Genomic DNA, 15,017 nt, shown 5'->3' on the forward strand with positions numbered 1-15,017 from the left:
CTATATGAAAAGGATAAATGGCTTTTTAATCTTATTGCTAATTGTTGCATTTGGTAGCTGTGGCCCAGCTAAAAGCAGCAAATCTCCTAGCCTCCCAGCGAGCTATTCGGAGGATTTGTCAGGCTTACGTGAAAAAAGCAAACCAGTAGCTGAAGAAGAAGAAATAGTTGTAATTACTAAGCCACCTTTTGTAAATCCTACCAGCGATGTAACGCGGGAGGTTAATGTTGTGTTAGATTCGCTGACTTCTATTAATAGGAATAGAGGGTTTATCGAAGGATTTTCCGTTCAAGTGTACTCTGGTGGTAGCAGAACCCAAGCTACCGAGACTAGAAGTAAAATAATGGAAGCGAATGAGGATATCAATCCAGAAATTACTTATGAGCAACCGAATTATAAGGTTAAGATCGGATTTTTTGCTGAGCGAGTGGAGGCCTTAAAAATTTATCAATTATTGAAAGCCGAGTATCCAAGTACCTTGATAGTTCCTGAAAGGAGAAGTTTGAGAAATGAATGAATTGAAGAGTAAAATACAAGAGCTGGCAAAAGAATTAAAGCCTTCAGTAATTGCAATGCGTAGGCATTTGCACGCTAATCCAGAACTTTCATTTCAAGAATTTGAAACTGCTTCCTATGTGGAGGCTGAATTGAAGAAAATTGGTATAAATCCAACCATTGGTGTTGCAGGTACTGGATTAACAGCTGTAATAGAAGGAAAAAATCCATCAAAGAAAGTTGTAGCATTGAGGGCGGATATGGATGCATTGCCTATAATTGAGGCGAATGATGTGCCCTACCGATCCACGAAGCCGGGAATTATGCATGCATGTGGACATGATGCACATACATCCTCTTTACTAGGAGCTGCTCGTATTCTACACAATCTTCGGAATGATTTTGAAGGAAGCATAAAACTGATTTTTCAGCCAGGGGAAGAAACTGCTCCAGGAGGTGCTTCATTAATGATCAAGGACGGCGCATTACAGAATCCAGCTCCAAAAGCTATTTTGGGCCAGCATGTGATGCCGTTAATTCCTGTGGGTAAAGTGGGCTTTCGCTCAGGCTTATACATGGCTAGTGCCGATGAAATCTATATTACAGTAAAAGGTAAGGGAGGCCATGCGGCAATGCCAGACAATACAGTAGATCCGATCTTAATCAGCGCTCATTTGATTGTGGCCTTGCAGCAGATTGTAAGTAGAAATGCAAGTCCAAAAATTCCTTCAGTACTTTCATTTGGTCATATTGAAGGCCTTGGTGCCACAAATGTGATCCCGAATGAAGTGAAAATCAAAGGAACATTCAGAACTTTAAATGAAGAATGGAGAGCTGAAGCGAAGTTGCGAATTCGTAAATTAGCCGAAGGTCTTGTACAAAGTATGGGTGGCCAATGCGAAGTAAATATTGTGGATGGATATCCATATTTAGAAAATGAGCCAGAGTTAACAAATCGTGCCCAGAATGCAGCCATCGAATACTTAGGAGCAGAGAATGTGCTTGATTTGGATATTTGGATGGCTTCTGAAGACTTCTCTTATTACTCCCAAGAGATTGATGCTTGCTTCTATCGTTTGGGAACCAGAAATGAAGAAAAGGGTATCATTTCAGGGGTGCACACTCCTACTTTTGATATAGATGAGAACTCATTAGAAATAGGAGCCGGTTTGATGGCCTGGTTAGCGATTTCAGAGTTGGAAGAAAAATAAAATTAATTTGGATGTGGCTCTATTAGTCAGGCCAGATCATTTCTACAAATTCTGCTCTCATAGCTTCGTTTATTGAGAAAGCCAGAATGATAGAAACTAGTAATCCAATACCAGCATATAGGGCATCTTTGCGAACAAGCATTAATGCTTTCTGAATTCCTTTCACTCTTCTTGCCGGGTTTGTTTTCATCATATTGATGGCGATTTCCCTCCCGCCTAATAGACCAAGGAATACCCAAGTAGTACTTATTGGTATTGTGCTTATCACTTTCAGATAAAAAAGCAATGCGGCATATACAATATCCACTATGGTAGCAGCTCTTACATCAGTTACATCTGCTTTCTCATTTACAATTCCTTGGATTTTATCTCCTTTTAAGTAGAACAATACGCCAAGCCCAGCAAAGAGATACCCAGCCATTACTACAAATTCCCACAATTCTAATTGCCTTGGCAAAACAACTGCTATGTTGGATACATCTTGCATTATCCAAACTGCCCACAAAGTACCGCTAGTAATCCATTGAAAAGGTGTCCACCATTTTCCAGCTGCTTTATTTCTAACCTTCCGTTCCAGCCATCTGGATACAAGCGCCCAAACAATTATACCAATGAAAAAAGCTAAAATATAGCCTGTGAAACTTTTCATTAATATACTTCCAATCGAACTACTTTTCGTAGAAAAAGCACTTAAGAGAAGAATTGAAGTAGATACGGGCATTCTCAATCTAGTGAGGATCAAAAGAATAATAGGCGCAGCAACTTGCAAAAACTCAAACGTAGCGGGTGCAACATCTAACCCGGGTGTATTTAATCGCTGATAGGAGACATCTCCATCATTGATCACAAAACTATAGGTAAGTGTAATTACAAGAATGGTTCCCATGAAAAGCCAAAGCCAGTACCATGGTTTATTTCCATTTGAAGAAATAAATGTTCCAATGGTTTGGATACTGTCATTGGCTATAGCTGAATAGCCAGCAAGCAGAAATGCCAACCACATGGCCAAAGTTGGATTCTTGAAAACCAACCCACTCAAAATGAGTAAACCTATAATGATGATGAGAAAACCTCTCTCTTTCCTTATGTTAGTATTCAGCCTAGACAATGCACTTGTTCCTATGGGCGACGGTGTTGATTGTTTTGATGACATTTATAAGGATTGATTTACAAGGGTTGGTAAAATGTTGTGGGTCAAAACTACTGTGCAAAAGTAGAAATTGTTTTCTGAATTAATGTTACCAAATTGTTAATCGCTAAACTCTAAATAAGGAGTTATAATAATTTTCGTACTCAAGGTATAAAATTTCTATTGAGTAATAAATTGCCTAACTTTGATTACGTTTAAAAAGGTGGTTTTAACCTTTAAATAAAAAGAAATTGTTTGGATTACCGAAATTGGATAAACTGGTAGAAAATTTATTAGGGTTTCTTGAAACTCGAATAGCACTTTTTAAAATTGAGGCAAAGGAGGAACTTGTCAAGGGAACTTCTCGCTTTTTGTTGTTCACTTTTTTTCTTTTCTTTTTTAGCTTAACCGTAATTTTTGCGAGCATTACGCTTTCTCTTTATCTTAATGAAGTTTTTAGCAGCTCCTTTTTAGGATTTGGGATAGTAACCATAATATATCTACTAATTTTTATTATCTTGATTATGACCCGGAATGCTCCCTTTTGGCAAAGGCTCATTCATAAATTGATTAATTATTCCGAAGAATCAACTAAAAAAGAAAATGGAAGACCTAGAGAAGAAAAAGGAGATCCTAAGTCGGAAGAGTAAGGATTACCTATCGCTGATGGATTCGCAAGTGGGTGATATCAAGCACGATCTTAACAGATGGGGAAAAGTAATTGCGGTGGCTGGAGGAGCCATGATTCTTTCATATTGGCTATTTAGTGGAAAGAAAGGTAAGTCACGCAAAAAGGCTCCTAAAAAAGTAAGTGAGCAACAATATTATTACCCAGAGCCTTACCAACAAGAATCTGGTTTGTTAAGAGAAATAAAGCATCAGGCTGCCTATATGATTGTAGCTTTTGCTAAACAAAAATTAGTAGACTATTTGTCATCGCTCAACAATAATTCCACTAGTGAACAAGAAAATTCTTAGTAACCTACAGCGTTTAAGGCGGGAGGGAAAAAAGGCCTTCGCCGTATTAATAGATCCTGATAAGGTATTGGATACTAATACTCTACAGCGATTAGCCCACATGAGTGTTGAGAATAAAATAGATTACTTTCTAGTAGGTGGTAGTTTACTCACGCACAATAATCTTTATCAAGTAGTCCATTGGCTTAAGGAACATACCGATATACCAGTAGTTTTATTCCCTGGCAACAGTATGCAAATTGACTTGAGAGCTGATGGGATCTTATTTATTTCCCTTATATCAGGAAGAAACCCGGAATTATTAATTGGCCAGCATGTAATAGCCGCACCTTTACTAAAGAAGAGTCAATTAGAAATTGTGCCTACAGGCTACATGCTTATAGACTCTGGCCATCCAACAAGTGCTAGCTACATGAGTCATACATTGCCAATTCCTGCTGATAAGCCTTCGTTGGCAGCTTGCACTGCAATGGCTGGCGAGATGTTAGGTATGCAATTGATGTATATGGATGCCGGCAGTGGAGCAAAAAGACCAATCGATGCAAAAATGATATCTACAGTACACCGAGCTGTAAATGTGCCATTGATAATAGGCGGAGGGATTACCTCAGCTGAAAAGGCTCAAATAGCTATGGAAGCTGGTGCTGATGTAATAGTAGTAGGCAATGGGATAGAAAAAAACCTCAATCTATTGATTGAGGTTTCTGAAAAAGTGAATTTGTTTAATTCTTTACTAAACATTCATAAGTGATTCTCTACGACGCATTTTGCCGGCAGGTATGCCAAACATCATCTTGAATCTTCTACAGAAATAGGCTGTATCTTTATAGCCAACTTCATGTCCAATATCACGAATACTCTTTTTAGTAGTCCTAAGTAGGTTTACGGCCTCCTCCATGCGTTGGTACTCAATATAATCCTGTGGGTTGATTCCCGTTAGCATTTTAAAGTACTGACCAACATAATCTTCGGAAACATTGGCCACTTTAGCCAAAACTTTGTTTGATAAATCACCACCAAGTTGCTCCTTGATATAGTTGAAAATATCGATAAGGCGTGGATCCTTGAAGTAAGTGGAGTTTGTTGTTAATTGTTCAACAAACATTCTATTATCTAAAATGTGGCGAACAACTTCTACCACAATCTCTTCCATCAATAAACTTACGATTCTGTCCTTGCCCGGTTTATGAGAGTGCTTTTCACTTATCAACCTCTCCATCAAGTCAACAATCTTTTGATTATTACGAATTACAAATGGAGGAATATCTAGTGAAGCAAAAAAGTTTACTGAATTGAAAACTTTCGTTTCAAAGGAGATAGTACTGAAATATTCAGCATCCTTATCTTTCTTATCATCAGAGTTTACAGTACCTAGATACTTTTTCTTAGTTGATAAAAATTCATCATTGGATAACCTTACAGAAGGACCTGTACCAAAAGTAATGGAAGTCATTCTACCGCCTGGCATAAATAAGATCTCACCAGCCATGGCAACTTCATCATACTTTCCGAACCTTACACCACATTTATTTAATAATATGATGCTGTTTTCTACATCATAGTAGTTATCAACTGTAATTGGGTGTATTACTTTTGTTTTAGAGGCTTTAAGGAATTTAATCCCCAAAGATTCAAGAATTTTATTATAATCTTCCATGACATTTTCCTTAGTAAAGTGGAATTTGATTTATAGGGTTTTTGTAAATTATTGTATAAACCTAATCACAATATTTGAAAGTTGCAAATACCGCGGCAGACTAATACTTAATTAAAAATAAAAGTGCTGTAAATCAGTAATTTAGAAAAAAAATATTTATGACTATTTTAAGACGTGTCTTGAGATCACAAGCTTTTGGATTTCTGATGTACCCTCATATATCTGTGTGATTTTAGCGTCTCTCATCAGTCTTTCTACATGGTATTCTTTTACATAGCCATAACCTCCATGCACTTGAACTGCTTCTGTGGCAACTTCATTTGCTACCTTTGAAGCATATAGTTTAGCCATCGCAGAATACATTGAGAAGTCTTGTTTAAGATCCTTCAACTTGGCTGCTTTCATGCATAGCAAACGAGCAGCTTCTATTTCTGTAGCCATATCAGCTAACTTAAAGGCAATAGCTTGATGTTGGTTGATAGTTTTGCCAAATGCTTTTCTTTCTTTTGAATATTGTAATGCCAATTCATAGGCTCCTGAGGCAATTCCTAAAGCTTGAGAAGCAATTCCTATCCTCCCTCCATTTAGCGTTTCCATTGCAAAACTGAACCCGAAACCATCAGCTCCAATTCTATTTTCCTTTGGTACCTTCACATCTTGGAACATTAGAGAATGAGTATCTGAGCCTCTAATACCCATTTTTTGCTCCTTCTTACCCACTACAAATCCTTCCCATTCTCTTTCTACTATAAAGGCATTTATTCCTTTATGGCCTTTCTCTCTGTCAGTTTGGGCTATTACAATATAGATAGAAGCACTGTTCCCATTTGTAATCCAGTTCTTAGTACCGTTTAATAGGTAATGATCCCCTTTATCAATAGCCTCAGTTCTTTGAGAGGTTGCATCTGAACCTGCTTCAGGCTCGGAAAGACAGAAGGCACCAATCTTCTTTCCCGATGCCAAATCGGGTAAGTACTTTTGCTTTTGCTCTTCATTGCCATAGGTCTCTATACCCCAGCATACTAAGGAATTATTCACTGACATTACTACGGAGGCGGAAGAATCAACTTTGGATATTTCTTCCATAGCGAGTACGTATGATACAGTATCCATTCCTCCTCCACCATATTTTGGATTGACCATCATTCCCATAAAGCCTAACTCTCCCATTTTCTTTATTTGAGCTGCTGGAAATGTTTGGGTTTCGTCTCTCTCAATTACACCAGGAAGTAATTCTGTTTGCGCAAATTCTCTCGCTGCGTCTCTTACCGCTAATTGTTCTTCTGTCAATGAAAAATCCATAATAAAATAATCTTTTGTGTTTTGACCCAAATTGTTAAAATAAAGGTCGAATTAAACAAATTTAATCTCTTCCTCCAAAGAACATTGTGGCGTAGTACAATAAAGTTACTATAGAGGCAAGTGCGGCAACTATATACGTCATGGCTGCCCATTTGAGAGCATCTTTGGCCATATCATATTCTGTACTTGTAACTATTCCTCTTTTATCTATCCATGCCAACGCTCTTTTACTAGCATCAAATTCTACAGGTAGTGTTACTACAGAGAATAATGTTAAAACTGAGTATGTCCCTACTACAATTATTCCGATAAATTCGTAAGGAAGATTTGCCAATAATGCTCCTCCAAAAATACTTAGTAGAACAACAATGTTTAAAATTTTACCACTTGCATTCTGAACTGGCACCATAGCAGAGCGAAACTCAAGCATACTATAGGCGGTTGCGTGCTGTACTGCGTGGCCACACTCGTGAGCAGCTACTGCCACAGCAGCCGCACTTCTGCCATGATATACATCAGGACTTAAGTTTACTGTACGGTCCGCAGGATTGTAATGGTCAGTAAGACGGCCTTCCACAGATACAACTCTTGCATCTGTAATGCCATGATCACGAAGCATAGCTTCTGCCACTTGTGCACCTGTAAGGTTGGCTGTTAGAGGTATTTGAGAATACTTCTTAAATTTTGATTTTAGTTTCGAACTTACCGCAAAGCTGATAATCATGAAACCAATGAAAATGATCCAAATCATATTATTTATTTTTAATTTTTTCGATAATGTTTGTGGTAGAGTAGCCCGATACTAATTGTATAGTTTCTACTTTTCCGCCGTTTTTGATTACGATATCAGAACCCACGATGTTCATAATTTCATAATCATTTCCTTTAACTAATACATCGGGCATTATTTGCTCTATCACTTGCAGTGGTGTCTCTTCATTGAAGAAAGTAACAGCATCCACAAAAGCCAAAGCAGCAAGCATTCTAGCTCTTGCATACTCTGTTTGTATAGGTCTATTGGGCCCTTTGATTTTGCTTACCGACCGATCCGTATTAATTGCTACTATTAGTTTTGTGCCTTTTTTCGAAGCTTTCTCAAGGTAATCGATATGTCCGAGATGAAGTATGTCAAAACAACCATTGGTAAAAACAATTTTTTCTCCTCCCGCTTTCCATTGGGATACGATTGGTAGTAATTGTTCTAAAGTTGAAATTTTATTCTCGGTCATTAGCAATTTTGTCTTCTCTTGTTTTTTTACCAGAAATCAATGCTACAAGTATCAAGGAAATCCCTCCGCCAACTACAATAAATAATGCTTGCGAAGTGTGAAGGATGGTGGCAAACAAAATGCCATCCGTTTCTTCTATGCCATAAAGTACTAAAACACTGCCAACCAATAGATGAAACGCTCCAACCCCACCTTGCACTGGTGCTGCCATTCCAATACTACCCATTGCTAAAAGCGAAAGTCCTGCACTCAATCCTAATCCACTCGTTTCTTCTAATGAAAAAACCACAACATAAGCCATAAAGAAATAACACAACCAGATAATAAATGTCGAAAACCAAAAGGCCTTTTTCTTTTTGAGATGCCTTATACTTGTAATTCCCTGCACCATCTGCCCCAAGAATCCTCTAATCTTTATAAAAAGCGGATGGGTTCTAAGTTTAGAGCTGCTCGCACTTCTTAAATAAAAGTAAGCTACCAATATGAGGATTGGAATAGCTATAACAATTATCAAAAGTACATTCAATTGGTTTTCATAACCTGTCAGTTTGTCTTGGATCAAATCCAAAAAGAAATTCTTAAGTCGACTAAATTCAATAATGAAAGTGAGTGCTAGCAATAATATTAAGGTGAGCAAATCAATAATTCGCTCAGCCACTACAGTTCCCAATGAAGTGGTAAGAGGAACTTTGTCGGTTTTTACCAATACACCACATTTGGACACTTCTCCCATTCGGGGGAAAACGAGGTTGGCTATATAGCCAACCATAACTGCCAAAAAAGTACGGAAGGTGGAGAGGCCGGTAAAGCCAATTGGCTCTAGTAGCAGGTTCCATCTGTATGCTCTCGCTATATGGCTCACAGTGCCTATTGCTAAAGACAATATAATGAATCGATAGTCAATGTCCTTGAGCTTCGAAAGCATGTATTGCAAATCGATGTTTCGAAATACAAGCCATAGCAGACCTCCTGCCACTAGAAGGGAAATCACATATCGAAGGGCAAAGCGAAGGGAGTTTTTTAATGCCATTAATTGATGCGATTACTTTCGTCAGGGAAAATCAATTTCGGTTGATGCAAGGAGCTCTCTTTTTTGTCTAAAATACAGTAAGAAATGATAATAACAATGTCACCGACTTGAGCTTTTCTTGCAGCGGGTCCATTTAAGCAAATTTCTCCAGTGCCTCTTTCACCTTTAATTACGTAGGTTTCAAGTCTTTCGCCATTATTTACATTCACAATTTGCACTTTTTCATTTGCAACCAAATCTGCAGCATCCATCAAATCTTCATCTATAGTGATGCTCCCAACGTAATGTAGTTCTGCTTGTGTGATTCGTACTCTGTGAATTTTAGATTTCAATAATTCAATCTGCATGAAAGTTTTCTTTTGATATTAAAGTCTTACTAAAATGTTGTCAATGAGTCTGACTCCCTCGATATAAGCGGCAATGCAAATAACCAGTTCATTATTTTGATTATTTTCTTTTACTTCTTGTAAGGTTATTGAATTTGCGATGGTCAAATACTCAAGGTCTAAAAATTTATCCTCCCGCAGTTCTTCAAGCAAAATGTGCTTTGTTTGAGAAGGCGATTTTCCAACTAGAAGCATTTGCTTGCCTTGCTTTAGAATTTGGAAAAGGCGGGAGGCATTTATGCGCCCTTGCTCTGTGAGTCTTTGATTGCGCGAGGAAAGTGCTAATCCATTTTCATCTCTTATAGTTTCCACTATTCGAAGCTCAATAGGAAAGTTGAGGTCTCTGATTAAACAATTAATAATTTGTACTTGCTGCCAATCCTTTTGGCCAAAAAAAGCTAAGTCAGGCTGAACTAAATTGAATAACTTAGAAACTATCAAAGCTACTCCACTGAAATGGCCAGGCCTAAATGCGCCTTCCATTACTTTTTCTAAAGAGCCAAATTGGAAAGATGTGAATGTGTATTTGGGATACATGACCTCAACTGATGGAATAAAAAGTGCATGACACCCTGCTTGCTCCAGCAGCTCTTTATCAACGGAAATCGTCCTTGGGTATTTTTCTAAATCGTCTGGATTATTGAATTGGGCAGGGTTTACAAAAATAGAGCAAATTACAAAATCACATTCTTTAAGTGCCTGTTCGACTAGCGCTATATGTCCACTGTGTAGCGCACCCATTGTAGGGACGAAACCGATTTTTTGATTGCTAGTTTTTAGGCCTGAGATCTTTTCTCGTAAAGAATTTAGAGACTCTATTAATTCCATTCCTTGTTTTATAATCTTGGCAAAGCTACGTTTTAGCTAGGAATAAATGGAATTATGGGTAAATTTTAGTATTTTTGTGCGCAATTTAATTTTCCACTCTAATTTATAGCTATTATGTCTAAGCTCCGCATTCTTTATGTTGCTAGTGAAATCAATCCTTTTTTACAAACTTCGGAAGTTGCTGAATTTGTAAGAAAGCTTCCTCAAGGCATGCAAGAGAGAGGGATGGAAATCAGAATCTTAGTTCCAAGATTTGGATTGATAAATGAGCGCAAGAACAGATTGCATGAAGTTGTTAGATTATCTGGGATCAACATTTCTGTTGGTGAAGAAGAAAAGCCATTGGTTATTAAAGTAGCTTCTATTCCAAATGCTAAGCTTCAGGTTTACTTTATCGACAATGAAGATTATTTCCATCGTAAGTCAGTTTTCTTTGACAAGGAAAATAAGTTTTACGAAGACAATGACGAAAGGGCAATATTCTTCTGTAAAGGCGTTATTGAGACGGTTAAAAAACTTGGATGGGCGCCAGATATCGTACATTGCAACGATTGGATGACTAGCCTCGTTCCAATGTATTTGAAAACTACCTACAAGAAGGATCCGTTATTCAAGAACACAAAATCAATTTTTACAATTTATGACAATTTCTTTGCAGATAAATTTAGTCCGGATCTGATTAGCAAGGCTAAAATGCTTGACATCGATGATAAAGCATTAGATCAATTGAAATCTGCCGATTTAAGAGGTTTCCTCAAAATTGGCATCCAATATGCGGACGCATCTATTAAAGCAGAAGAACAAAATAGCGAAAGTTTAAATGCAATTTTTGAAGAATTATCCAACTCAGACAAAAAAATTGATACAATCGAACAGAATGAAAACTTTCTCGATTCGTACTACAATTTATACAATGATCTTGTCAGCTAAAAATATTGGGTCAGTCATTATACTGGCCCTTTTTCTATTTTCATCGTGTGAAGAGCCAGGCAATATTGACCTAGGCATGAATCAGGATAACAGACTGGAGATCAAACTACAATCTTACACTCTTGACGGATCACAGACATTTTTCGATTCCATCAATACTAGGAATCAAACTATCATTATGTCTGGACGCTATCAAGATGGTACATTTGGTGAAGTAGAAGCGAATGCTTTTGCGCAGCTGGGTTTAGTAAATCTGAACAGGTTTTTGCCAGAGTCAGCAGTATTTGATTCTGTCAGATTAGAACTGTTTATAGACTTCTTTCATGGGAATGATTTTAGTTCGCCGCAGTCTTTTTCAGTTCATGAATTATCAGAACCTATTTATGACTCCTTGCCCTATTTTGCTTCTTCAGCTGTCAATTACGAAAGTGTAACATTAGGTGAGATAACCAAAACCTTTATTCCGGGAGCAGACTCTATTTTCACAGTAAAACTTGATGACGCCTTTGGAGACGATTTATTTACCAAAGCAAAAGCTAATGCTACTGAGTTAAGTACAAATAATGAGTTTAAGAACTATTTTAAAGGGATGGCATTAATTCCTGGAGCAAGTAATGACAAATCTGTATTAGGCTTTAACTTGCAAGACGAGAGATCGAGAGTAGTCTTATATTATCGAACTGAAACGGATACCCTTGAATATGATTTTACTTTCGCAGGGCATAATCATTTTAGCAATATAGAGTTTTCTCCACAGGGAAGTGTTTTACAAAACCTAACTGAGCCATATGAAGATGTGGATTTAGGTACAAGTAAGTATTACAATCAGTCTGGAACAGGAGTGGTTAATAAAATTGATTTTAGCCAAATAACTGAAATGTTGGATACTTTAGAGAATTTCAAAATCAATCTTGCTGAGTTGGAAATATCAGTGGATGCATCAACTGAATTTCTCAGCCCACCAAACTCTGTTCTATTCTATTATGTTGGCTCTGATGACAAAGTCGTAAATGTAGGCGGAATTGTTGGATCCATACAAATAGATGGTGGAAATCAATTAGGAGGTTCTACACCAGCTCAATTATTCTATGATTCATCCAGTAAAAAATTCAAAGGTTCTGTAACAGGATACGTCCAAGCAGTAGCTGATGGTAGAGTTCCCTATTTGGAGGTTTTTGTATTACCAGGCAGATTTGGTTCAAGCTTAAACCGCATGGTAATAGATCAGTCAGCTATAAAGCTTAACGTATATTACACGATTGTCAACGAATAAAATCTAAAGCATTTTTATGTGTGGAATAGTTGCTTACATCGGCCATAGAGAAGCCGCTCCAATAATTATAAAAGGGTTAAAGAGATTAGAATACAGAGGCTACGACAGCGCTGGAATTGCGTTGATGCAAGACCAATTAACCATTTATAAGAAGAAGGGTAAGGTAAGCGAACTGGAGGATTTTATTAAGGACAAAAACCTTAAAGCTACAGTTGGAATGGGTCATACTCGATGGGCGACTCACGGCGAACCGAACGACACAAACGCACACCCACATTATTCTTCTACTGAGAATTTGGCTATTATCCACAATGGCATTATCGAAAACTACAGTTCGTTAAAGACTGATTTAATGAACCGTGGTCATGTTTTCAAAAGTGAAACTGACTCTGAAGTTTTTATTCATTTCATAGAAGAAGTACAAACACAGAATAATTGTAGCTTGGCTGAGGCCGTTCGCCTAGCACTTTCTAAAGTGATAGGTGCTTATGCTATAGTAGTATTGAATAAAGATGAACCTAATAACCTAATTGCTGCTCGCAAAGGAAGCCCGCTTGTAATTGGAGTAGGCAAAGGCGAATATTTCTTAGCCTCTGATGCTACACCAATCATTGAATATACGAATGAAGTAATTTATCTGGACGATTATCAAATTGCTGAGATAAAGGATGGTGAACTGGAATTGAAAGATATTCAAGATGTGAAATCAACTCCATATATCCATCACTTAAATATGGAATTGGAAGCTATAGAAAAAGGTGGTTTCGAGCATTTCATGTTGAAAGAAATCTTTGAACAGCCCAAATCCATCATGGATTGTATGCGCGGGAGGTTGGATGCTAATGCTGGCCGATTGGTACTTGGGGGATTACGCGAATACATCAATACTCTAGTAAAAGCAGATCGCATTATCATCATTGCCTGTGGCACAAGCTGGCATGCTGGGATGGTTGCCGAGTATATGATCGAGGAATTTTGTCGAATTCCGGTAGAGGTTGAATACGCTTCAGAATTTAGATATAGAAACCCGGTAATCCACGAAGGTGATGTAGTAATTGCTATATCACAATCTGGTGAAACAGCAGACACGCTAGCGGCAATCGAATTAGCAAAATCTAAAGGGGCAATCATATTTGGTGTTTGTAATGTGGTAGGTTCATCAATTGCCCGTGCTACGCATGAAGGTTCCTATACACATGCGGGTCCTGAAATAGGCGTGGCAAGTACCAAGGCTTTCACCGCACAGATTACAGTGCTCAACATGATTGCTTTGCTTGTAGCTCAAAAGCGCGGGACAATATCTGAAACAAGATTTAGAGAAATGCTCGTTGAAATGGAGCAAATCCCAAGCAAAGTGGAAAGAATTCTCGAGCATAATGACGAGATCAAAGCAATTGGCGCACTTTATCAAAACGCTCGAAACTTCCTTTATTTGGGAAGAGGGTATAATTTTCCAGTGGCATTAGAAGGAGCTCTTAAATTGAAAGAGATTTCCTATATACATGCCGAAGGCTACCCTGCGGCTGAAATGAAGCATGGCCCAATCGCTCTTATTGATGAGGAAATGCCGGTCGTTTTCATTGCGCTTAAGGACAGTACTTACGAGAAAATCGTGAGTAACATTCAAGAGGTAAAAGCTCGCAAAGGAAAGGTAATTGCAATTGTTTCTGAAGGAGATACACTCATACCAACAATGGCAGATCATGTGATTGAAGTGCCAGCTACCCAAGAAGCTCTTACGCCAATGTTGTCGGTAGTTCCATTGCAGCTGCTTTCATATCATATTGCAGTAATGAGAGGCGCCAACGTAGATCAACCACGGAATTTAGCAAAATCAGTAACGGTAGAGTAAATCTCCAACTAACTTAATTGAGCTTCCTTTTTCAAGAGCGGACAAATTTTGTATCGCTCTTCTTTGGTGTCTTCCCAAAGGGCAGTAAGTAGTTGATATACATTCTTAATTCCAATTTTTTCTGCCCACTCAAATGGTCCCATAGGGTAATTGGTGCCTAGCTTCATGCCTTTGTCAATATCGGCTTTGTTTGCCGTGCCTTCTTGTAATGTATAATAAGCTTCATTTATAATCATACAAACCACCCGCGGACTTACCATTCCAACTCTATCGTCTATAAATTCTGCTTCTGTTTTCAGTTCTTGAAGTATTTCCTTTACAAAGGTTTTTTCATATCCCTTTATTGTACTAAGCTCTAAAAGCGGTCTATTGAAAAAAGTAGGCAACCCATTGAATGCTAAAAGTATAATTTCAGGTTGACTATATTGTGCGAGCAAATTATGTAATCCGGTTTTCACTAAATTTGCAAATAGAATACATTCACCAACCTCATATTTCTTATAGAGTTTTAGTCTTTCTGGAGCATCATCGATACTAAAGTCCCATATTACTACTGGGTTTTCACCTGTGTCAGGCAATGGATCATTAGCTCCCAGAAATCGAGCATCTACATGCGGAAATTTATGACCAAACTCTTCTCTATTCTTTGCGTTTCCAATTACAATCGTATGCATAATTCTTATCTTCATGGCTAAATTACGGATAGATTCAGTTTTA

General features: G+C 37.9%; 17 protein-coding genes. 8 read left to right on the forward strand and 9 right to left on the reverse strand.

Annotated features, from left to right (window positions below; genetic code table 11):
• Positions 1–4 precede the first annotated feature (4 nt).
• Complete coding sequence (locus ACOXY8_RS08540) at positions 5–517, forward strand: SPOR domain-containing protein (RefSeq protein ID WP_458331154.1); 513 nt, start codon at positions 5–7, stop codon at positions 515–517.
• Complete coding sequence (locus tag ACOXY8_RS08545) at positions 510–1,706, forward strand: M20 metallopeptidase family protein (RefSeq protein ID WP_458331155.1); 1,197 nt, start codon at positions 510–512, stop codon at positions 1,704–1,706. The genes ACOXY8_RS08540 and ACOXY8_RS08545 overlap by 8 nt, the downstream gene beginning before the upstream one ends.
• Positions 1,707–1,728: 22 nt before the next feature.
• Here ACOXY8_RS08545 and ACOXY8_RS08550 read toward each other — a convergent pair whose 3' ends face one another.
• Positions 1,729–2,859: a hypothetical protein gene (locus ACOXY8_RS08550; RefSeq protein ID WP_458331156.1), complete on the reverse strand. Its 1,131-nt coding sequence runs from the start codon at positions 2,857–2,859 to the stop codon at positions 1,729–1,731.
• 245 nt (positions 2,860–3,104) lie between these two features.
• On the opposite strand from ACOXY8_RS08550, the gene ACOXY8_RS08555 reads away from it, so the two are divergent.
• The 3 genes from ACOXY8_RS08555 to ACOXY8_RS08565 are packed head-to-tail and all read left to right on the forward strand — an operon-like array spanning position 3,105 to position 4,564.
• Positions 3,105–3,485, forward strand: a complete 381-nt coding sequence (locus tag ACOXY8_RS08555) for a phage holin family protein (protein WP_458331157.1) — start codon at positions 3,105–3,107, stop codon at positions 3,483–3,485.
• Positions 3,439–3,813 (forward strand): hypothetical protein, encoded by a 375-nt coding sequence (locus ACOXY8_RS08560; protein WP_458331158.1) that lies wholly within the window; start codon positions 3,439–3,441, stop codon positions 3,811–3,813. The genes ACOXY8_RS08555 and ACOXY8_RS08560 overlap by 47 nt, the downstream gene beginning before the upstream one ends.
• Entirely contained in the window at positions 3,794–4,564 is a 771-nt protein-coding gene (locus ACOXY8_RS08565) for a phosphoglycerol geranylgeranyltransferase (protein ID WP_458331159.1), read from the forward strand. The genes ACOXY8_RS08560 and ACOXY8_RS08565 overlap by 20 nt, the downstream gene beginning before the upstream one ends.
• Here the strand turns inward: ACOXY8_RS08565 and ACOXY8_RS08570 are convergent.
• From ACOXY8_RS08570 to panC, 7 genes are all read right to left on the reverse strand, one after another.
• Positions 4,547–5,470, reverse strand: a complete 924-nt coding sequence (locus tag ACOXY8_RS08570) for a helix-turn-helix domain-containing protein (RefSeq protein ID WP_458331160.1) — start codon at positions 5,468–5,470, stop codon at positions 4,547–4,549. The two genes, ACOXY8_RS08565 and ACOXY8_RS08570, sit on opposite strands and share 18 nt — an antisense overlap.
• Positions 5,471–5,632: 162 nt before the next feature.
• Positions 5,633–6,772, reverse strand: coding sequence for an acyl-CoA dehydrogenase (locus ACOXY8_RS08575; RefSeq protein WP_458331161.1), 1,140 nt, complete (start codon positions 6,770–6,772; stop codon positions 5,633–5,635).
• 61 nt (positions 6,773–6,833) lie between these two features.
• Complete coding sequence (locus ACOXY8_RS08580) at positions 6,834–7,523, reverse strand: zinc metallopeptidase (RefSeq protein WP_458331162.1); 690 nt, start codon at positions 7,521–7,523, stop codon at positions 6,834–6,836.
• Between the two features lies 1 nt (position 7,524).
• Positions 7,525–8,001, reverse strand: a complete 477-nt coding sequence (rfaE2, locus tag ACOXY8_RS08585; protein WP_458331163.1) for a D-glycero-beta-D-manno-heptose 1-phosphate adenylyltransferase — start codon at positions 7,999–8,001, stop codon at positions 7,525–7,527.
• Complete coding sequence (locus tag ACOXY8_RS08590) at positions 7,988–9,031, reverse strand: lysylphosphatidylglycerol synthase transmembrane domain-containing protein (RefSeq protein ID WP_458331164.1); 1,044 nt, start codon at positions 9,029–9,031, stop codon at positions 7,988–7,990. Before ACOXY8_RS08590 ends, rfaE2 begins: the two co-directional genes overlap by 14 nt.
• Entirely contained in the window at positions 9,031–9,378 is a 348-nt protein-coding gene (gene panD, locus ACOXY8_RS08595) for an aspartate 1-decarboxylase (RefSeq protein WP_458331165.1), read from the reverse strand. The genes ACOXY8_RS08590 and panD overlap by 1 nt, the downstream gene beginning before the upstream one ends.
• An 18-nt stretch (positions 9,379–9,396) precedes the next feature.
• Positions 9,397–10,245, reverse strand: a complete 849-nt coding sequence (gene panC, locus ACOXY8_RS08600) for a pantoate--beta-alanine ligase (protein WP_458331166.1) — start codon at positions 10,243–10,245, stop codon at positions 9,397–9,399.
• A 114-nt stretch (positions 10,246–10,359) separates the two neighbouring features.
• On the opposite strand from panC, the gene ACOXY8_RS08605 reads away from it, so the two are divergent.
• The 3 genes from ACOXY8_RS08605 to glmS all read left to right on the forward strand — a co-directional run bounded on the left by ACOXY8_RS08605 (position 10,360) and on the right by glmS (position 14,300).
• Positions 10,360–11,175 carry a glycogen/starch synthase gene (locus ACOXY8_RS08605; protein WP_458331167.1) on the forward strand — a complete coding sequence of 272 codons (816 nt, stop codon included), beginning with the start codon at positions 10,360–10,362 and terminating at the stop codon, positions 11,173–11,175.
• A 76-nt stretch (positions 11,176–11,251) separates the two neighbouring features.
• Positions 11,252–12,448 carry a DUF4270 family protein gene (locus ACOXY8_RS08610; RefSeq protein ID WP_458331168.1) on the forward strand — a complete coding sequence of 399 codons (1,197 nt, stop codon included), beginning with the start codon at positions 11,252–11,254 and terminating at the stop codon, positions 12,446–12,448.
• 16 nt (positions 12,449–12,464) lie between these two features.
• Positions 12,465–14,300 (forward strand): glutamine--fructose-6-phosphate transaminase (isomerizing), encoded by a 1,836-nt coding sequence (gene glmS, locus ACOXY8_RS08615; RefSeq protein ID WP_458331169.1) that lies wholly within the window; start codon positions 12,465–12,467, stop codon positions 14,298–14,300.
• A gap of 8 nt (positions 14,301–14,308) precedes the next feature.
• On the opposite strand, the gene ACOXY8_RS08620 is transcribed toward glmS, so the two are convergent.
• Positions 14,309–14,989, reverse strand: coding sequence for a 3-hydroxyacyl-CoA dehydrogenase family protein (locus ACOXY8_RS08620; protein WP_458331170.1), 681 nt, complete (start codon positions 14,987–14,989; stop codon positions 14,309–14,311).
• Between the last annotated feature and the right edge of the window lie 28 nt (positions 14,990–15,017).

The organism is Peijinzhouia sedimentorum (genome assembly GCF_049340005.1).
Classification (GTDB): Bacteria; Bacteroidota; Bacteroidia; order Cytophagales; family Cyclobacteriaceae; genus CAXBDP01.